The following is a 17,799-nucleotide window of genomic DNA, read 5'->3' on the forward strand; positions in this document are numbered from 1 at the left end:
AAGACCGATCATTGGGAGTAAAGACCGCGCACCAGATCCCTGCCAGCAATAAGCCACGACGGTGTTACTTGCCACTTTGCCCCCGGCCGACAGCCCGTTAGTCTTGCAAGACCTGAACGAGGAATGGCAATGACCGACGGTTTTTCCCAACGCACACCGCAGCAGGCCCTGGCGGCGCTGCTGGAGCGCTTTACCCCGCAACGCCTGCTGCTGGTGGGCACGCGCTTCCCGGCCCTGGATGCCTTTGCCCAGGCACACCCAAACGTGACCATCGAAGCCTGCGCACCTGGCGCATTACCCGCTAACGTGGCCGCGCAGCGCTTCGACCTGGCCGTACTTGTGGATTGCCTCGAACACCTGCCCAAACGCGCGGGACTGGAATTGTTGGGCGGCATCCGCAACCTCAACGCCAGCCGGGTTGCGGTGCTGGCCGACCTGCGCGCCAGCGGCTGGCAGGACACCGACTTCTTTGCCCTGGCCCTGTCGGCCAGTGAGAAATTCCGTCGTGACGAGCAGGTCCTGAACTTGTTCACCTATGATCTACATGACTACAAGCAGGTCCCGGACTGGCTCAACGCCCGCTTCTGGGCCAACCCTGAAAACTTTGGCAAGTATTGGTGGTGATGATGAGTGTCTCGGTTTGCCCCTGTGGCAGCGGCAATTTGCTGGACGCCTGCTGCGGGCACTACCACGCCGGCACCCCGGCTCCGGATGCCCAGGCGCTGATGCGTTCGCGCTACAGCGCTTACGTGCTTGGCCTGATCGATTATCTGGTCGCCACCACCCTTGCGGCCCAGCAGGCGGGACTCGATCGCGCTGCCATGGCGGCCTGGAGCGCCCAGAGCACCTGGCTGGGCCTGGAGGTTGAGAACGCCGAGGTGCTCGGTGGCCAACCCGAGCATGCCTTCGTCACCTTCACCGCACGCTGGCATGACCAGGAGGGCGACCACCAGCACCGCGAGCGTTCCGCCTTTGTGCAGCATGATGGGCGCTGGTTCTTCATCGACCCGACCGTCGAGTTCAAGGCCGGCCGCAATGACCCCTGCCCCTGCAGCAGCGGGCAGAAATTCAAGAAATGCTGCGCCAGTTACGTTGGTAACTGAGCATGATCGCCCTAGCCCGCCTACTCCTGCTCGGCACCCTGCTGGCGCTGCAGGCGGGCTGCGCAATCTGGGGAGATGACGACTGGCGCGAGCCCGAAGTGCACCTGGTCAAGGTCGAGACAGTCAAGGCGCGCCTGCTGGAGCAGGAGTTCGTGCTGCACCTGCAGATCGACAACCCCAATGACCGCCGCCTGTTCATTCGCAACGTCGGCTATGCGATCTGGCTCAACGACCTGCTGCTGGTGGAAGATGAAGCCAGCGTCTGGCGCAGTGTCGGTGGCCATGCCCGGCGCACCTTCAAGATCACTGCTCGCACCAACCTGTGGAAACAGCTCAAGCCGTTGGCCAAGTTGCTCAAAAGCGAGCAACCGCTGCATTACCGCTTGCAGGGCGAACTGGCGACCGGGCTGCTCATCCACCGGGACCTGCACTTATCGCGCAGTGGTGAGATAATGCCCGGCGATTTCATACCGGAGTAACCCTGCAATGACCCAACAACCCCATGTTCATGGCCCTGACTGCAACCACGGTGACGATCATCACCACGATCACGACCACGGTCATGTGCACGGCCCGCATTGCAACCACGGCCACCAGGAGCCGGTTCGCAACGCCCTGAAGGACGTCGGCCGCAACGACCCGTGCCCGTGCGGCAGCGAGAAGAAATACAAGAAGTGCCACGGCGCTTGATCAAACGGTAAGCGACAAGCCTCAAGCTGCAAGAAAAGGCACACCTGCCCCCCGTGCAGCTTGAAGCACTCGACCACTCGTAAATAAAGCTGCACCGCACCTTGCACGGCGCCTGCGCGCTCACTACCTTAGCGCCATTAAAACCCGCCCCGCCTTGCAGGAGCCCTTTGTCATGGCCGCCCCCGTCCTTCCTCCCTTCCGCCCACGGTTCGCCGCAGCTGCCACGTTACTCGGCATGCTCGGGCTTGCCGGTTGCCAGATGGGCGGCTATCAGGACAGCGTGCCACCGACCACCGGCGTGCAGCCGCTCAAGGGCCTGGCACAGAACGTTTCGATCCGGCGCAACGCCATGGGCGCACCCCTGATCGAAAGCAGCAACTTCCACGACGCCCTGTTCAGCCTGGGCTATGTGCACGCCGGTGACCGCATCGAGCAGATGCTCGCCATGCGCCTGCTCGCCCAGGGCCGCCTGGCCGAGCTGGCCGGTAGCGAAGCGCTGGACATCGACCGCCTGATGCGCGCCGCCAACCTCAAGCAGAATGCCACTCAGCTGTATGCCGACGCGTCACCACGGCTCAAGCGCTTCTTCGAAGTCTATGCCCGCGGGGTCAACGCCTACCTGTTCCGTTACCGCGACAAGCTGCCGGCCAGCCTCGCCAGCAGCGGCTACCGCCCGGAATACTGGAAGCCCGAAGACTCGGCGCTGATCTTCAGCCTGTATGCCTTCAGCCAGTCGGTGAACCTGCAGGAAGAGCTGAGCGCCTTGACCCTGGCGCAAAAAGTTGGCAGCGACAAACTGCCCTGGCTACTGCCCGGTGCGCCGGATGAACCCCTGGCCGACGCCGAGGTGGAAAAACTCAAAGGGCTCAACCTGAATAGCCAACTACCGGGCCTGTCTGCCCTGGCAACGGCCAGCCAGAAACTCGCCGACCTCGACCTGCTCGGCAGCCCAGGCTCGGCCAACCTGGCTTTGGGCCCGCAACGCAGCCGCAGCGGCAAGAGCCTGCTGGCCAGCGACAGCCGCGCCGCCTGGGCCCTCAGCCCAGTGCAGATCCACACCGGCAAATATCAGGTGGCTGGCCTGTCGCTACCGGGCCTGCCCATTGTCCTTGCCGGTTACAACGGCAAGCTGGCCTGGAGCAGCAGCGCGGTGATGGCCGACAACCAGGATCTGTACCTGGAGCAATTGCGCCATCAGGGCGGCCAGCTGAGTTACCTGGCCGACGGCAAGTGGCTGCCGGCGCGCGCGCGCAGCGAAACCTTCTTCGTCCGTGGCCAACGGCCGCAGCGCGAAGTGATGTACGACACCCGCCATGGCACCCTGCTCACCCAACCCGGCACTGCCAGCCTGGGCCTGGCGCTGAACCTGCCGCAGCTCAAGGGCGACCGCAGCCTCGATGCGCTGTTCGACCTGACCCGTGCAAAAAATGTGGAGCGTGCGTTCGACAGCACGCGCGAGATCGGTGCCGCTGCGCTCAACTTCGTGTTCGCCGAACCTGAGCACATCGGCTGGCAGGTCAGTGGCCGCTATCCCAACCGCCGCGAAGGCCAAGGCTTGCTGCCGTCGCCGGGCTGGGACAGCCGCTATGACTGGGATGGCTACGCCGACCCGATGCTGCACCCCTACGACCAGGACCCGCCAGCCGGCTGGATAGGCCACGCCAACCAGCGCAGCCTGCCGCGTGGCTACGGCATGCAGCTGTCCAATACCTGGTACTACCCCGAACGCGCCGAGCGCCTGGCCCAGCTGGCCGGCAACGGCCGCCACGACAGCCGCAGCCTGATGGCCCTGCAGAACGACCAGGTGACGCTGCTGGCCGACAAGCTCAAGCAGATGTTCGACGCCCCGGGCATGGCCCAGCCGCTCAAGCAGGCCATCGACGCCTTGCCTGCCGCCCAGCGCGACAAGGCCCGTGACGCCCTGGCCCGGCTCAAGGCTTTCGATGGCCGCCTGAGCCCGGTGTCGGCGGATGCGGCGCTGTATGAACTGTTTCTCCAGGAAGTCGCCCGCCAGACCTTCCTCGACGACCTCGGCCCGGAATCCAGCCCGGCCTGGCAGGCGTTCGTCAGCAATGCGCGCCTGTCCTACTCGGCCCAGGCCGACCACCTGCTCGGCCGCGAAGACAGCCCGTTCTGGGATGACCGCAACACGCCGCAGAAGGAAGACAAACCGGCCATTCTCGCCCGCAGCCTGGCGGCTGCCGTGGATGCCGGCACGTCACAACTAGGCGCCGACCGACGCGCCTGGCAATGGGGCAAGCTGCACCAGTACCGCTGGCCTGCACCGGCCTACCATGGCTTGGGCGATGCCCTCAGCCGTTCGCCGTCGGCCGCTGGCGGTGATTTCACTACCATGGCCTTGACCCCCTATGCCTGGGGCAGCGATTTCGACACCCGCCTGCCGGCTTCGGCACGCATGATCGTCGACTTCGGCCAGGCCGAACCGCTGCAGGTGCTGACCAGCAACGGCCAGTCCGGCAACCCGGCCAGCGGGCATTACAGCGACGGGCTGGATGCCTGGTTCAAGGGGCGGTTCATGAGCCTGCCGATTCAGCCGCAGAATTTTGGCCGGGCTTATGGTAGTCAGCGGTTGACGTTGGTGCCGGGTAGATAGCCAGGAATGATGAAGCCGCCAGATTTGGCGGCTTTCATCTACTGCTCAAGCCGCTACAACAGCGAGTTCAATGCGCTGACCCAACACATTCAGCGCATGCTCGACCTGTTCGATCTTGGACCGATGCAGCAGGTCGACCAGCCGATCAACCTGGGGACGATTGACGCCCAACCGCCGCGCCATTTCAGTTTTAGTCACGTTTTGCTCGATCATGGTGTTCCAGAGCGCAGCTTTCGCCGCCGTCAGTGCTGGCAGACGCACGAGCGATTGACCGTAAGACGGTGCCCTCGGCAATGGAATAGCTTTTTTCTGATCCACATAGAAAGAAAGCGCGGACTCCATGGCATCAACTGCATCAAACAGTGCCTCCTCCGCGGTATCGCCGGCGCTGGCCATTTCAGGCACATCCGGACAACTGATCCAGACACTGCCCTCTTCTCGGTGAATGGTCACCGGATAATCGAAGATCATCGTGTGCTCTCCCCTAAGTTCATCATTCTCTCAAGCCCAGATCCTTCATGATCTTCTTTCTGAGCCCTTCACCTATTTCTTTGGCACCGTGATCCGGAAAGATCGTCTGGCGATTGCCGAGGTAGACCTTAAAATGGCTTCCCTTGGCTGGCACAAATGTAGCGCCCTGAGCGCGTAACCAACGGCGAAACTCACTGTACTTCATGCGGGCCTTCGATCACTCAATGTGCATCACATGCAAAGCGCGCGCAACATTTTTGTTGCGCAACTTGTATTGAGTGTGTAGTTAACCTCGAAAGCCCCTTCCGCATTTCCGAATGGTCTGAAGGCCTTTTCATCCTGATAGCCACTCGAACTTCTGTACCCCACCACCGCTCCTAACTGGTAACCCTCAACCACCAGTGCCCACCCCATGGACCTCGTCATCGCCCGCCCCGAAGGCCTGTACTGTCCGCCCGGTGATTTCTACATCGACCCCTGGCGGCCAGTGGCGCGCGCCGTCATCACCCATGGCCACGGCGACCATGCCCGTCGCGGCAATGCGCACTATCTGACAGCTGCCCCCGGCGCCGGCATTCTGCGCAGCCGCCTGGGCCAGGACATCGACCTGCAGACCCTGAGCTACGGCGAACGCATCCGTCATCACGGCGTCACCCTCAGCCTGCATCCAGCCGGGCATGTACTGGGCTCGGCGCAGGTGCGGCTGGAATACCAAGGCGAGGTCTGGGTGGCGTCGGGCGACTACAAGGTCGAGCCAGACGGGACCTGTGCCCCCTTCGAACCCGTGCGCTGCCACACTTTCATTACCGAATCGACCTTCGGCCTGCCGATCTACCGCTGGCCGAGCCAGGCCGAGGTTTTTGCCGGGGTGAATGCCTGGTGGCGGGCCAATTGCGACCAGGGCAAGGCCAGCGTGTTGTTCTGCTATTCCTTCGGCAAGGCTCAGCGACTTCTGCACGGCCTGGACAGCAGCATCGGGCCGATCCTGGTGCATGGCGCGGTCGAGCCTCTCAACCAGGTCTATCGCGAGGCCGGCGTGCACCTGCCGCCCACCCGCTATGCCGGTGATATCCCGCGTAACGACCCACTCATGCGCCAGGCCATCGTCCTGGCGCCACCCTCTGCCGCAGGCAGCAGCTGGATGCGCCGCTTCGGCGATTACAGCGATGCCTTCGCCAGTGGCTGGATGCTGCTGCGCGGCACGCGGCGGCGGCGCGGGGTGGACCGTGGCTTCGTGCTTTCCGACCACGCCGACTGGCCGGGCCTGCTCTGGGCCATTGAGCAGACAGGTGCCGAGCGGGTGATGGTCACCCACGGTTCGGTCAGCGTGCTGGTGCGCTACCTCAATGAAAAGGGTCTTGATGCCCGGGCATTCGTGACCGAATACGGCGAAGAAGATGACGCCCCCGCGACGGATGCAGAGGCATGAAAGATTTCGCCCAGCTCTACCTGCGCCTGGATGCCACGACGTCAAGCAATGCCAAGCTCGAAGGACTGCGCGATTACTTTGCCGAGGCCCCTGCAGAGGGTGCCGCCTGGGCGGTTTATTTCCTGTCTGGAGGCCGCCCTCGCCAATTGGTACCGACCCGCGTGCTGCGTGAACTGGCAACGACGTTGGCCGGCCTGCCCGAGTGGCTGTTCGAAGAAAGCTACCAGGCCGTGGGCGACATGGCAGAGACTATTTCCCTGCTGCTGCCGGAAAAATCGCACGGCAGCGAGGACGGCCTGGCCCATTGGGTCGAAGCCCATCTGCTGCCGCTTCGCGGGTTGCCCGCCGAAGAGATCCAGCGGCGCCTTCCGCCACTCTGGGCGCAGCTGGATCGCCCCAGCCTGATGCTGTGCCTGAAGCTGATCACCGGCAGCTTTCGCGTCGGCGTTTCCAAGCTGCTGGTGACCCGGGCGTTGGCGCAGCTGGCCGACCTGGATGCCAAGCGCGTGGCCCAGCGCCTGGTCGGCTACACCGACATCAGCCATCGCCCCACGGCCAGCAGCTACCACAAGCTGATCGCCGCTGAATCGGCCGATGAGCACAGCCAGCGCGGTGGCCAGCCTTATCCGTTCTTCCTGGCGCATGCGCTGCAAGCCCCTACCGAGCAGTTCGACGCCCTGCTCGGCCCGCCCAGCGCCTGGCAGATCGAATGGAAGTGGGATGGCATTCGCGCGCAGGTGGTCAAGCGCGATGGTCAGGTGTGGGTCTGGTCGCGCGGCGAGGAGCTGGTGACCGATCGCTTTCCAGAACTGCACGGCCTGGCGCAGAGCCTGCCGGACGGCGTCGTGCTCGACGGCGAAATCCTGGTCTGGAAACCGGGTGCCAACGCCGATGCCCCGGCCGTGCAGCCGTTCGCCCTGCTGCAACAGCGCATTGGCCGCAAGACCCTGGGCAAGAAGCTGCTGGCCGACGCCCCTGTGGTGCTGCAGGCCTACGACTTGCTGGAATGGCAAGGCGAGGATTGGCGCAACCGCCCCCAGCATGAACGCCGCCAGCAGTTACAGCGCATTGTCGATGCGTATCCCCTGGCCCCGCTGCTGCTTTCGCCGCTGCTCGAAGGGCAGGATTGGCAAGATCTCGCCGTGCAGCGCGAACAGTCGCGCCGCCTGGGCGTCGAGGGCATGATGCTCAAGCAGCGCGACGCCTTGTACGGCGTAGGCCGAACCAAGGACATGGGGGTATGGTGGAAATGGAAGATCGACCCGTTCAGCGTCGACGCCGTGCTGATCTACGCCCAACGCGGCCACGGCCGCCGCGCCAGCCTCTACAGTGATTACACCTTCGCCGTCTGGAACGCTCCGCCCGGCAGCCCCGAACGTGCACTGGTGCCCTTCGCCAAGGCCTACTCGGGCCTGAGTGACGAAGAAATGCGCAAGGTGGATGCGATCATCCGCAAAACCACCGTGGAAACCTTCGGCCCGGTGCGCAGTGTGACCCCAACACTGGTGTTCGAACTGGGCTTCGAAGGCATCGCGCTGTCGAAACGGCACAAGAGCGGTATCGCCGTGCGCTTCCCGCGCATGTTGCGCTGGCGCCTGGACAAACCGGTCGATGAGGCCGATGACTTGGCGACTTTGCAGGCACTGCTGGCCTGAACCACGCAAGGTGTTAGGCATGGCAGGCGAAATTATGCTTAGCTTTGTGCCGACCCGTGTCGCAGACCGTTTTCGCCACGCATCCAGGACCCCCATGCACCATTCGACCCACGACTTGCTCTCCCCCGTGCCCGGCGTCACGCGCCAACTGCACAGCTTCCACTTTGGCCCGCGCGGTGGCGCCAAGGTGTACATCCAGGCCTCGCTGCATGCCGACGAACTGCCCGGCATGCTGGTGGCCTGGCACCTCAAGCGCCGCCTGGGCGAACTGGAGCAGCAAGGGCGCCTGCGCCGCGAGATCATCCTGGTGCCGGTAGCCAACCCGGTCGGCCTGGAGCAGGTGCTGCTGGATGCACCGTTGGGCCGCTTCGCACTGCAGAGCGGTGAGAACTTCAACCGCAATTTCGTCGACCTGTCCGACAGCATCGGCGACCAGATCGAAGGCCACCTGACCCAGGATCCCGCGCACAACCTCGCCCTCATCCGTGAATACCTGCGCCGCGGCCTGGATGCCCACCCCGCGCATACGCCGCTGCAGTCGCAACGTCTGATTTTGCAGCGGCTAGCCTGCGATGCCGACCTGGTGCTGGACCTGCACTGCGACTTCGAGGCCGTCGAGCACCTCTACACCACGCCGGATGCCTGGCCGCAAGTCGAGCCGCTCGCACGCTACCTGGGCGCCCAGGCCAGCCTGCTGGCCACCGACTCCGGCGGGCAGTCGTTCGACGAGTGTTTCAGCCTGGTCTGGTGGCAATTGCAGCAGCGCTTCGCCAAGCGTTACCCGATCCCGTTGGGCTGCGTCGCGGTGACCGTCGAGCTTCGCGGCCAGGCCGATGTCAGCCATGACCTGGCGAGCAAGGACTGCCAGGCGATCCTCGACTACCTGACCCAGGCTGACGTCATCGCCGGCACGCCCGCCCCCTTGCCGGCACTGCTCCGCCCCGCTACACCGCTGGCCGCGGTCGAGCCGCTCATAGCCCCCCTGGGTGGATTGCTGGTGTATCACGCCCGCCCCGGCCAGTACTTGGAGGCAGGCCAATTGATCGCCGAAGTCATCGACCCGCTGAGCGATCGGGTGACTTCAGTGCGCAACAGTCAGCCGGGGCTGCTGTATGCCCGCAGCGTGCGGCGCATGGCCACGTCGGGCATGGTCGTCGCCCACGTCGCCGGTGAGCAGGTGTGCCGCAGTGGTTACCTGCTGGGCAACTGACCCGGTAAAACCAATACGCATTGCGGGTGGTCATTAGAAGCACAGCCTTCGAAGGACAATGCCCGCGCATGCCTGCCGCCAAAGACCTTGCCAATGCCTGGTTCGCTGCCCGTGGCTGGAAGCCCTTCGCCTTCCAGCGGCAAGTCTGGGCCGCTGTCGGGCGCGGCGAATCCGGGTTGCTGCATGCCAGTACCGGGGCGGGCAAGACCTACGCGGTATGGCTCGCTGCCCTGCGTGCCTTCGCCGAGCACACGACAGCGCGTCAGCCCGCGCCGCTGCAAGTGCTATGGATCACCCCCATGCGCGCATTGGCAGCAGACACCGCCCGCGCCCTGCAAATGCCGCTGGACGACCTCGGCTTGAACTGGAGCGTCGGCGTGCGCAGCGGTGACACCGGCAGCGCCGAACGCGCCCGACAAGCCAGGCGCCTGCCCAGCACCTTGATCACCACCCCCGAGAGCCTGACCCTGCTGCTGACCCGCGCACAGGCCTGTGATGACTTCGCCCAGCTGCGCCTGGTGGTGGTGGATGAATGGCACGAACTGCTCGGCAACAAGCGTGGCGTGCAGCTGCAACTGGCCCTTGCCCGCCTGCGCCGCTGGCACCCTCACCTGGTGACCTGGGGGCTCTCCGCCACCCTGGGTAACCTGGCGCACGCGCTCGAGGTGCTGTTGCCGCAGGGCGGCCAGTTGCTGCGAGGCCGCCAGGACAAGCGCCTGCTGGTCGACACCCTGCTGCCGAAGGCCATCGAGCGCTTCCCCTGGGCTGGGCACATGGGCCTTAAAATGCTCGACCCGGTCGCCCGCGAACTTGACGGCAGCAGCAGCAGCCTGGTGTTCACCAATACCCGCGCGCAGGCCGAGCTGTGGTACCAGGCCTTGCTCGACGCCCGCCCCGACTGGGCCGGGCAGATCGCCCTGCACCACGCCTCGCTGGCCCGCGCAACCCGCGATTGGGTAGAACTCAGCCTCAAGCAGGGCACGCTCAAGGCGGTGATCTGCACCTCCAGCCTGGACCTGGGCGTGGACTTTCTACCGGTCGAACGGGTCATGCAGATCGGTTCGGCCAAGGGCATTGCCCGCCTCATGCAGCGCGCAGGGCGCTCGGGGCATGCCCCGGGTCGCCAATCACGGATCACCCTGGTGCCGACCCATAGCCTGGAACTGGTCGAAGCGGCAGCGGCTCGCAGCGCGTTGGCTGCGGGGCATATCGAAGCCCGCCGTTCGCCACGCCTGTGCATGGATGTGCTGGTCCAACACCTGGTATCCATGGCCTTGGGCAGCGGTTTTCGCCCTGCCGAGTTGCTCGCCGAGGTGCGCAGCACCTGGGCATTCCACGAGCTGCGTGACAGCCAATGGCAGTGGGCGCTGGATTTCGTCAGCCATGGCGGCAGTTCACTCAGCGCCTACCCCGACTACCAGCGCGTCGAAGCCCACCCTGACGGCTTCTGGCGGGTCGCCAACGAGCGCCTGGCGCGACGGCACCGCATGGGCATCGGCACCATCGTCAGCGACGCCAGCCTGCAGCTTAAATACTGGAGCAAGGGCGGCGGGGGCAAGCACCTGGGCAGTGTCGAAGAGGCCTTCATCGCCCGCCTGCGTCCCGGCGACACCCTGGTATTTGCCGGACGCGTGCTGGAGCTGGTTCGGGTCGAGAACATGACCGCGTATGTGCGCCGCAGTAGCGCCCGCAAAGCCGCCATCGCCCGCTGGAATGGCGGGCGCATGCCGCTGTCCAGCGAGCTGGCCGATGCCTTGGTAGAGAAACTCGATGCGGCAGCCCACGGACAGTTCGACGAACCGGAAATGCGCGCGGTGCGCCCACTGCTGATGCTGCAGAACCAGTGGTCGGCCTTGCCCACCACCAAGACGCTGCTGGCCGAAACGCTCGCTACTCGCCAAGGCTCACACCTGTTTCTCTACCCGTTCGCCGGGCGCATGGCGAACCTCGGCCTGGCCAACCTGATTGCCTGGCGGGTCAGCCGCCAGCAACCGCTGTCGGTGTCCATCGCGGTCAGCGACTATGGCTTCGAGCTGCTCAGCCCCAGCCCGGTGGACTGGGCAACTCACCTGCCAGCAGCGTTATCCGACGAGCACTTGCTGGAGGATGTGCTGGCTAGCCTGAACGCCAGTGAGATGGCCTTGCGGCGCTTTCGCGAAATCGCCCAGATTTCCGGGCTGGTGTTTGGCGGATACCCGGCTGCGCAGAAGAGCACGCGGCAAATCCAGGCGTCCAGCGGGCTGTTCTTCGAGGTTTTTCGTAAACACGATGCCGACAATCTGTTACTGGGTCAGGCACGCGATGAAGTGTTGCGCGAGGAGCTGGAGATCGAACGGCTGCAGCGTCAATTGGCCAGACTGGGTCAGCTGCACCTGGATCTGCGTGAACTGCAAAGGCCTGGGCCGCTGGCATTCACCCTGCTGGTGGAAGGCATGCGCGAAACCTTGAGCACCGAGAAGCTGGCCGATCGCATCGCGCGCATGGTCGCCGACCTTGAAAAAGCAGCGAGCAGAACATGAGCAACCATTTGATCATCGAGCATTGCGGGCAGACGTTATGGTTGATGCCGGACCGCGCGCTCTACTGGCCTGCCCGCCGCGCACTGGTGGTCGCCGACGTGCATATCGGCAAAGCCGCCAGTTACCGCGCGCTGCACCAACCGGTACCGCGGGGTACGACAGACGCCACACTGCAGCGCCTGGATGCATTGCTGGCAGCCTGTGAGTGTGAACAACTGATCATTCTCGGCGACTTTCTACATGCCCGTACCGCACGGGCGCCTGCGACAATGGCGCGGTTGCAGGCCTGGAGGGCCCGGCATGACCGTCTACGCATCCTGCTGGTGCGTGGTAACCACGACCGCCATGCGGGCGACCCACCGGCACCATTGGGTATCGAAGTAGTGGATGAACCGTGGATACTCCCGCCGTTCGCCTTGCAACATGAACCTGACGCCCACCCTGAATTCCCGGTGCTGTCAGGCCATGTGCACCCCACATTCGTTTTACGTGGACGTGCTCGGCAGCGGCTGAGGCTGCCCTGCTTCGTCATGGCGCCGCAGGTCAGCCTACTACCGGCATTCGGCGAGTTCACCGGCGGGTGGAATGTCGAGCCCAGGCCAGGCAGCCGCCTCTATATCGCAGGCGCTGACCAGGTCTGGGCAGTGCAGCAATGATCGCGTTAGCCGGTCAGGCCACGGGCGCAGGTGGGGGTTCGTCGGGAAGGGTTGGCTCACCCGGCTCCATCGGCGGCGTTTCGCCAGGCTGGGCGGGTTGCGGGGTATCCGGATCAGGCTGGCCCGGTACGCCGCCGGCGTGCAATGGCGCCGGGTGGGCCAGCACGGACCACGCCAGCAAGCCGATCTGGTTGGGCTGCAGAACAGCCAGCTTCGCACTGATTGCGGGATCGAGTTTCATGGGCGACTCCTGACGAGGGCCACCGCGCGTCATGCAGGGTGGCACTGTTCAAAAGGTTGGAGTACCCAGGCGAGCAGTAATTCCCCGCGCTCGTCGGCTCAGGTGCGTGGCAAGGTGACGCCGCGCTGGCCCTGGTATTTACCGCCACGGTCCTTATAGGACACTTCGCACTCTTCATCGGATTCGAGGAAGAGCATCTGCGCCACGCCTTCGTTGGCGTAGATCTTCGCCGGCAGGGTGGTGGTATTGGAGAACTCCAGCGTCACATGGCCCTCCCACTCGGGTTCCAGCGGGGTGACGTTGACGATGATGCCGCAACGCGCATAGGTGCTTTTGCCCAGGCAGATGGTCAGCACATTGCGGGGGATGCGGAAGTACTCGACAGTACGCGCCAAGGCGAAGGAGTTGGGCGGGATGATGCAGACATCGCTCTTGACGTCGACGAAACTGCCGGCGTCGAAGTTCTTCGGATCGACCGTGGCCGAGTTGATGTTGGTGAACACCTTGAATTCGTCGGCGCAACGCACGTCGTAGCCGTAGCTGGAGACGCCGAACGAGATCACCCGGCTGTCATGTTCGCCACGCACCTGGCGTTCGACGAACGGTTCAATCATGCCGTGTTCCTGCGCCATGCGGCGAATCCACTTGTCCGATTTGATGCTCATGGCGGGGGGTGTCCTGAGAGTTGCGAGGTGAAAAAACCAAAGGCGCATCTTACCGGTCCCGGCGCTCAGGTTAAAGTTCCATACCGCATCCCGCGCCAGACGGGGCCTGCGGCCGCCGCCGATCCGAATTTCATCAAAGGCCATCTTGGAGATTGGCAGCTTGCGGAAAGTGGGTTAAGGTGGCGCCACTGTGCTGCACGTGACACCGAGAATCTCTAGTTTGATGCACGATCCTGATCGGCCCATCGCTGAATTTTCTGCTCTCTTTGCGCTCAGTCCCGGCCAGGGATTTTCCTGACCGTTATCAAATTGTCCAAGGAGACAGAAAAATGTCCAACCGTCAAAACGGTACCGTTAAGTGGTTCAACGATGAGAAAGGCTACGGCTTCATCACCCCTCAGTCGGGCGACGACCTGTTCGTGCACTTCAAAGCCATCCAAGCTGACGGCTTCAAAACCCTGAAAGAAGGCCAGGCTGTTACTTTCGTCGCTACCCGCGGCCAGAAAGGCATGCAGGCTGAAGAAGTTCAAATCGCCTAAGTCGATTTAGCTTCCTAGCTTTCAAAAAAACCCGCCTCCTGGCGGGTTTTTTTACGTCTGCTGAATCTTCAATCCTCGCTGATGGTGATGCTCGGCATCGCCGGCGCTGCCGCTTCCTGCAGCACGATCCGTGCGCCCACCTGGCGCGCCAGCTCCTGATAGACCATGGCAATCTGGCTTTCCGGCTCGGCAATCGCAGTCGGCTTACCGCTGTCGGCTTGTTCACGGATCAGCATCGACAAGGGCAGCGAGGCCAGCAATTCGACACCGTACTGCGCCGCCAGCTTCTCGCCACCCCCTTCGCCAAACAGGTGCTCGGCATGGCCGCAATTCGAGCAGATGTGCACCGCCATGTTCTCGACCACTCCCAACACCGGAATGTTGACCTTGCGGAACATCTCCACGCCCTTCTTGGCATCCAGCAGCGCCAGGTCCTGCGGTGTGGTGACGATCACCGAGCCTGCCACCGGCACCTTCTGCGCCAGGGTCAGCTGGATATCACCGGTGCCTGGCGGCATGTCGATCACCAGGTAATCGAGGTCGTCCCAGGCCGTCTGGGTCACCAGTTGCAGCAGCGCGCCGGAAACCATCGGCCCGCGCCAGACCATCGGCGTGTTGTCATCGGTGAGGAAGGCCATCGACATGACTTCCACGCCATGCGCCTTGATCGGCACGAACCACTTTTGCTCGCGAATCTGCGGCCGAGTCCCTTCGGCGATGCCGAACATCACTCCCTGGCTGGGGCCATAGATATCGGCGTCGAGAATCCCCACTCGGGCACCTTCACGGGCCAGCGCCAGCGCCAGGTTGGCAGCGGTGGTCGACTTGCCGACACCGCCCTTGCCCGAGGCCACGGCGACAATGTTCTTGACGTTGGCCAGGGCAGGCACCTGGGCCTGGGCCTTGTGCGCGGTAACGACGCAATCAATCGACACGTGGGCCGAGCTGACGCCGTCGAGGTTCCCGATCGCGGTCTGCAGCACCTGAGCCCAGCCATTCTTGAACAAACCGGCGGCATAGCCCAGCTGCAATTGCACGGTGACCTGCCCGCCCTGGATGTCGAGGGTGCGCACACAGCCGGCGCTGACCGGGTCAAGGTTCAGATAAGGGTCGGTGTATTGGCGAAGCACGCCTTCGACGGCGGCACGGGTGACGGCACTCATGGAGGCTCCCATTGGCAAACGGATAGTCAAACAGGCGCCTATCCTAACCCGTCAATCGTCAGCAGTTGCGTGCATGGGGTGAAATATATTCGCCGGCCCTTTATAGTGGCCGATCACCCTGATTTTTACCCGAGCCAGATAAGTAGCCGAGCCACCATGTCCGAGCCACGCCAGATTCTCGTCACCAGCGCCCTGCCCTATGCCAATGGGTCCATTCACCTTGGCCATATGCTTGAGTACATCCAGACGGACATGTGGGTTCGCTTCCAGAAAATGCGCGGCAACCAGTGCATCTATGTCTGCGCCGACGACGCCCACGGTTCGGCCATCATGCTGCGCGCCGAAAAGGAAGGCATCACCCCCGAGCAACTGATTGCCAACGTCCAGGCCGAGCACAGCAGCGACTTCGCTGACTTCCTGGTGGATTTCGACAATTTCCATTCCACCCACAGCGAAGAAAACCGCGAACTGTCGGGCATGATCTACTCGCGCCTGCGCGACGCCGGGCACATCGCGACCCGTTCGGTTACCCAGTATTTCGACCCTGAAAAGGGCATGTTCCTCGCCGACCGCTTCATCAAGGGCACCTGCCCCAAGTGCGCGGCCGAAGACCAGTACGGCGACAACTGCGAAAAATGCGGCGCCACCTACGCCCCAACCGAACTGAAGAACCCCAAGTCGGCGATCTCCGGCGCCACCCCGGTACTGCGCGATTCTCAGCACTTCTTCTTCAAGCTGCCGGACTTCCAGGCCATGCTGCAGCAATGGACCCGCAGCGGTACCCTGCAGGACGCGGTCGCCAACAAGCTCGCTGAATGGCTGGACTCGGGTCTTCAGGAGTGGGACATCTCCCGTGATGCGCCGTACTTCGGCTTCGAGATCCCGGGCGAGCCCGGCAAGTACTTCTACGTCTGGCTGGATGCACCGATCGGCTACATGGCCAGCTTCAAGAACCTCTGTGCACGCCGCCCGGAGCTGGACTTCGATGCGTTCTGGAGCGAAGGCTCCAAGGCCGAGCTGTATCACTTCATCGGCAAGGATATCGTCAACTTCCACGCCCTGTTCTGGCCCGCCATGCTCGAAGGCGCAGGTTTCCGCAAGCCGACCGCAGTCAACGTGCACGGCTACCTGACCGTCAACGGCGCCAAGATGTCCAAGTCGCGCGGCACTTTCATCAAGGCCCGCACCTACCTGGATCATCTGCAGCCCGAATACCTGCGCTACTACTACGCCGCCAAGCTTGGCCGTGGCGTCGACGACCTCGACTTGAACCTTGAGGACTTCGTGCAGAAGGTCAACTCCGACCTGGTCGGCAAAGTGGTCAACATCGCCAGCCGCTGCGCCGGCTTCATCCATAAAGGCAACGACGGCGTGATGGTTGTCGGCGACGCTGCGCCGGAGCTGACCGAGGCCTTCCTGGCTGCCGCCCCGTCCATCGCCGAAGCCTATGAGGCCCGTGACTTTGGCCGCGCCATGCGCGAAATCATGGCCTTGGCCGACCGTGCCAATGCCTGGATCGCCGACAAGGCGCCTTGGTCGCTGGCCAAGCAGGAAGGCAAGCAGGACGAGGTCCAGGCCATCTGCGCCCAGGGTATCAACCTGTTCCGCCAGCTGGTGATCTTCCTCAAACCCGTGCTGCCAGTACTGGCCGCCGACGCCGAGGCCTTCCTCAACGTCGCGCCGCTGAGCTGGAACGATCACACTTCGCGCCTGGAAAACCACAAGCTCAACCCGTTCAAGGCACTGATGAGCCGTATCGAGTTGGCCAAGGTCGAAGCCATGGTCGCTGCCAGCAAGGAAGACCTGCTGGCCGCGGGCGGCCAACCCCAGGCACCCGCCGGTAACGGCGAACTGGCCAAGGACCCACTGTCGGCTGAAATCGAATTCGACACCTTTGCCGCCGTGGACCTGCGCGTTGCCCTGATCGTCAAGGCCGAAGCGGTGCCCGGTGCCGACAAGCTGCTGCAACTGACCCTGGACATCGGTGACGAACAGCGCAACGTGTTTTCTGGCATCAAGTCGGCCTACCCGGACCCTTCCAAGCTCGAAGGCCGCCTGACCATGATGGTGGCCAACCTCAAGCCTCGTAAAATGCGCTTTGGCGTCTCCGAAGGCATGGTCATGGCCGCAGGCCCTGGCGGTGAAGAGATCTATCTGCTCAGCCCGGACAGCGGCGCCAAGCCAGGCCAGCGCATCAAGTAACCCCCCAAGCCCCGGCCTCAGTGCCGGGGCTTTTTTTATCCCACCGCGCGTTGCCGGACAGCGCAGCCGATTGCGGCTATCGTCATCTGCATGAACGACTATTTCCTGGCGCTGCTCGGCGCCGCGCTGCTCAACCATCTCTTTTTGCAGCGGCAGCCCAATTCAAGGCTGCGCCTGCATGTGTGCGGCCTGGCCGGCGCACTGTCAATCGCCCTTGGCGTGACCGGCGGCCAGCTGATCGAACATCTGCTGGTGGCGCCATGGCATTTGCAGGACCTGCGCCTGTTCCTGCTGCTGCCCTGGCTGGCCTTGCTTGCCTGGGGCGTACCGCAGGTACTGGCCAGGGTCAGGCGCGACTGGCCAACGGCGCACCTCACCTGGCCATTACTGAACAATGCTTTGGTGCTGGGCCTGACACTCCAAGTCATCAGCGAAAAGCCGCAATGGCTGGCCACGCTGAGCCTGGGCGTTCTTGCCGGCCTTGGTTTCTGGCTGGCCCTGGCGCTGTTCTACGACCTGAGCCTGCGCAGCCAGCATGCGGATGTTCCCGTCCCGCTGCGCGGCCCTCCCATCGCATTGCTCGGTGCGGGCATCGTGGCGATGGCACTCTGCGGTCTCAACGGATTATTCATGCAATGAAGC

18 protein-coding genes are annotated in these 17,799 nt (G+C 63.7%); 13 read left to right on the forward strand and 5 right to left on the reverse strand.

Annotated features, from left to right (window positions below):
- Positions 1 to 129: 129 nt before the first annotated feature.
- From ACZ6YA_RS20715 to ACZ6YA_RS20735, 5 genes are all read left to right on the forward strand, one after another.
- Entirely contained in the window at positions 130 to 624 is a 495-nt protein-coding gene (locus tag ACZ6YA_RS20715) for a DUF6231 family protein (protein WP_465898978.1), read from the forward strand.
- Between the two features lie 2 nt (positions 625 to 626).
- Positions 627 to 1,103 carry a YchJ family protein gene (locus ACZ6YA_RS20720; RefSeq protein WP_465898979.1) on the forward strand — a complete coding sequence of 159 codons (477 nt, stop codon included), beginning with the start codon at positions 627 to 629 and terminating at the stop codon, positions 1,101 to 1,103.
- A 2-nt stretch (positions 1,104 to 1,105) separates the two neighbouring features.
- Positions 1,106 to 1,582, forward strand: a complete 477-nt coding sequence (locus ACZ6YA_RS20725) for an LEA/WHy family protein (RefSeq protein WP_465898981.1) — start codon at positions 1,106 to 1,108, stop codon at positions 1,580 to 1,582.
- 7 nt (positions 1,583 to 1,589) lie between these two features.
- On the forward strand, positions 1,590 to 1,793 hold the full coding sequence (locus ACZ6YA_RS20730; RefSeq protein WP_465898983.1) for an SEC-C metal-binding domain-containing protein: 204 nt from the start codon (positions 1,590 to 1,592) through the stop codon (positions 1,791 to 1,793).
- A 172-nt stretch (positions 1,794 to 1,965) separates the two neighbouring features.
- Complete coding sequence (locus ACZ6YA_RS20735; RefSeq protein ID WP_465898985.1) at positions 1,966 to 4,407, forward strand: penicillin acylase family protein; 2,442 nt, start codon at positions 1,966 to 1,968, stop codon at positions 4,405 to 4,407.
- A gap of 45 nt (positions 4,408 to 4,452) precedes the next feature.
- Here the strand turns inward: ACZ6YA_RS20735 and ACZ6YA_RS20740 are convergent, their stop codons facing one another.
- Complete coding sequence (locus ACZ6YA_RS20740; RefSeq protein ID WP_465898987.1) at positions 4,453 to 4,878, reverse strand: type II toxin-antitoxin system HicB family antitoxin; 426 nt, start codon at positions 4,876 to 4,878, stop codon at positions 4,453 to 4,455.
- Positions 4,879 to 4,900: 22 nt separating this feature from the next.
- Positions 4,901 to 5,083 carry a type II toxin-antitoxin system HicA family toxin gene (locus tag ACZ6YA_RS20745; RefSeq protein WP_465898989.1) on the reverse strand — a complete coding sequence of 61 codons (183 nt, stop codon included), beginning with the start codon at positions 5,081 to 5,083 and terminating at the stop codon, positions 4,901 to 4,903.
- A gap of 207 nt (positions 5,084 to 5,290) precedes the next feature.
- On the opposite strand from ACZ6YA_RS20745, the gene ACZ6YA_RS20750 reads away from it, so the two are divergent.
- The 5 genes from ACZ6YA_RS20750 (at position 5,291) to pdeM (ending at position 12,347) form a co-directional block, all read left to right on the forward strand.
- On the forward strand, positions 5,291 to 6,307 hold the full coding sequence (locus ACZ6YA_RS20750; protein ID WP_465898991.1) for a ligase-associated DNA damage response exonuclease: 1,017 nt from the start codon (positions 5,291 to 5,293) through the stop codon (positions 6,305 to 6,307).
- Complete coding sequence (locus tag ACZ6YA_RS20755) at positions 6,304 to 7,962, forward strand: ATP-dependent DNA ligase (RefSeq protein WP_465898993.1); 1,659 nt, start codon at positions 6,304 to 6,306, stop codon at positions 7,960 to 7,962. The genes ACZ6YA_RS20750 and ACZ6YA_RS20755 overlap by 4 nt, the downstream gene beginning before the upstream one ends.
- 94 nt (positions 7,963 to 8,056) lie before the next feature.
- Positions 8,057 to 9,172, forward strand: a complete 1,116-nt coding sequence (locus ACZ6YA_RS20760) for a succinylglutamate desuccinylase/aspartoacylase family protein (protein WP_465898995.1) — start codon at positions 8,057 to 8,059, stop codon at positions 9,170 to 9,172.
- Positions 9,173 to 9,240: 68 nt separating this feature from the next.
- The gene (locus ACZ6YA_RS20765) at positions 9,241 to 11,691 is read left to right on the forward strand and encodes a ligase-associated DNA damage response DEXH box helicase (RefSeq protein WP_465898997.1); all 2,451 of its coding nucleotides are present in this window, start codon (positions 9,241 to 9,243) and stop codon (positions 11,689 to 11,691) included.
- Entirely contained in the window at positions 11,688 to 12,347 is a 660-nt protein-coding gene (gene pdeM, locus ACZ6YA_RS20770) for a ligase-associated DNA damage response endonuclease PdeM (RefSeq protein ID WP_465898999.1), read from the forward strand. Before ACZ6YA_RS20765 ends, pdeM begins: the two co-directional genes overlap by 4 nt.
- A gap of 13 nt (positions 12,348 to 12,360) precedes the next feature.
- Here pdeM and ACZ6YA_RS20775 read toward each other — a convergent pair whose 3' ends face one another.
- Complete coding sequence (locus ACZ6YA_RS20775; protein ID WP_465899000.1) at positions 12,361 to 12,588, reverse strand: hypothetical protein; 228 nt, start codon at positions 12,586 to 12,588, stop codon at positions 12,361 to 12,363.
- Positions 12,589 to 12,686: 98 nt separating this feature from the next.
- A complete protein-coding gene (gene dcd, locus ACZ6YA_RS20780) occupies positions 12,687 to 13,253 on the reverse strand; it encodes a dCTP deaminase (RefSeq protein WP_012313046.1) in 567 nt (188 codons plus the stop codon).
- Between the two features lie 329 nt (positions 13,254 to 13,582).
- On the opposite strand from dcd, the gene ACZ6YA_RS20785 reads away from it, so the two are divergent.
- Positions 13,583 to 13,792 (forward strand): cold-shock protein, encoded by a 210-nt coding sequence (locus ACZ6YA_RS20785; RefSeq protein WP_012273869.1) that lies wholly within the window; start codon positions 13,583 to 13,585, stop codon positions 13,790 to 13,792.
- Positions 13,793 to 13,860: 68 nt separating this feature from the next.
- Here ACZ6YA_RS20785 and apbC read toward each other — a convergent pair whose 3' ends face one another.
- A complete protein-coding gene (apbC, locus tag ACZ6YA_RS20790) occupies positions 13,861 to 14,955 on the reverse strand; it encodes an iron-sulfur cluster carrier protein ApbC (protein WP_465899003.1) in 1,095 nt (364 codons plus the stop codon).
- A gap of 156 nt (positions 14,956 to 15,111) precedes the next feature.
- Here apbC and metG point away from each other — a divergent pair, with 156 nt between their 5' ends.
- A complete protein-coding gene (gene metG / locus ACZ6YA_RS20795; protein ID WP_465899005.1) occupies positions 15,112 to 17,157 on the forward strand; it encodes a methionine--tRNA ligase in 2,046 nt (681 codons plus the stop codon).
- A gap of 90 nt (positions 17,158 to 17,247) precedes the next feature.
- Positions 17,248 to 17,796 carry an Rnf-Nqr domain containing protein gene (locus ACZ6YA_RS20800; RefSeq protein ID WP_465899007.1) on the forward strand — a complete coding sequence of 183 codons (549 nt, stop codon included), beginning with the start codon at positions 17,248 to 17,250 and terminating at the stop codon, positions 17,794 to 17,796.
- Positions 17,797 to 17,799 lie beyond the last annotated feature (3 nt).

The sequence above is a fragment of the Pseudomonas sp. NPDC090752 genome, assembly GCF_055584805.1.

Coding starts and splice junctions, on each gene's coding strand:
- ACZ6YA_RS20715 (WP_465898978.1), top strand. CDS start 130: ATGACCGACGGTTTTTCCCAACGCACACCGCAGCAGGCCCTGGCGGCG.
- ACZ6YA_RS20720 (WP_465898979.1), top strand. CDS start 627: ATGAGTGTCTCGGTTTGCCCCTGTGGCAGCGGCAATTTGCTGGACGCC.
- ACZ6YA_RS20725 (WP_465898981.1), top strand. CDS start 1,106: ATGATCGCCCTAGCCCGCCTACTCCTGCTCGGCACCCTGCTGGCGCTG.
- ACZ6YA_RS20730 (WP_465898983.1), top strand. CDS start 1,590: ATGACCCAACAACCCCATGTTCATGGCCCTGACTGCAACCACGGTGAC.
- ACZ6YA_RS20735 (WP_465898985.1), top strand. CDS start 1,966: ATGGCCGCCCCCGTCCTTCCTCCCTTCCGCCCACGGTTCGCCGCAGCT.
- ACZ6YA_RS20740 (WP_465898987.1), bottom strand. CDS start 4,878: ATGATCTTCGATTATCCGGTGACCATTCACCGAGAAGAGGGCAGTGTC.
- ACZ6YA_RS20745 (WP_465898989.1), bottom strand. CDS start 5,083: ATGAAGTACAGTGAGTTTCGCCGTTGGTTACGCGCTCAGGGCGCTACA.
- ACZ6YA_RS20750 (WP_465898991.1), top strand. CDS start 5,291: ATGGACCTCGTCATCGCCCGCCCCGAAGGCCTGTACTGTCCGCCCGGT.
- ACZ6YA_RS20755 (WP_465898993.1), top strand. CDS start 6,304: ATGAAAGATTTCGCCCAGCTCTACCTGCGCCTGGATGCCACGACGTCA.
- ACZ6YA_RS20760 (WP_465898995.1), top strand. CDS start 8,057: ATGCACCATTCGACCCACGACTTGCTCTCCCCCGTGCCCGGCGTCACG.
- ACZ6YA_RS20765 (WP_465898997.1), top strand. CDS start 9,241: ATGCCTGCCGCCAAAGACCTTGCCAATGCCTGGTTCGCTGCCCGTGGC.
- pdeM (WP_465898999.1), top strand. CDS start 11,688: ATGAGCAACCATTTGATCATCGAGCATTGCGGGCAGACGTTATGGTTG.
- ACZ6YA_RS20775 (WP_465899000.1), bottom strand. CDS start 12,588: ATGAAACTCGATCCCGCAATCAGTGCGAAGCTGGCTGTTCTGCAGCCC.
- dcd (WP_012313046.1), bottom strand. CDS start 13,253: ATGAGCATCAAATCGGACAAGTGGATTCGCCGCATGGCGCAGGAACAC.
- ACZ6YA_RS20785 (WP_012273869.1), top strand. CDS start 13,583: ATGTCCAACCGTCAAAACGGTACCGTTAAGTGGTTCAACGATGAGAAA.
- apbC (WP_465899003.1), bottom strand. CDS start 14,955: ATGAGTGCCGTCACCCGTGCCGCCGTCGAAGGCGTGCTTCGCCAATAC.
- metG (WP_465899005.1), top strand. CDS start 15,112: ATGTCCGAGCCACGCCAGATTCTCGTCACCAGCGCCCTGCCCTATGCC.
- ACZ6YA_RS20800 (WP_465899007.1), top strand. CDS start 17,248: ATGAACGACTATTTCCTGGCGCTGCTCGGCGCCGCGCTGCTCAACCAT.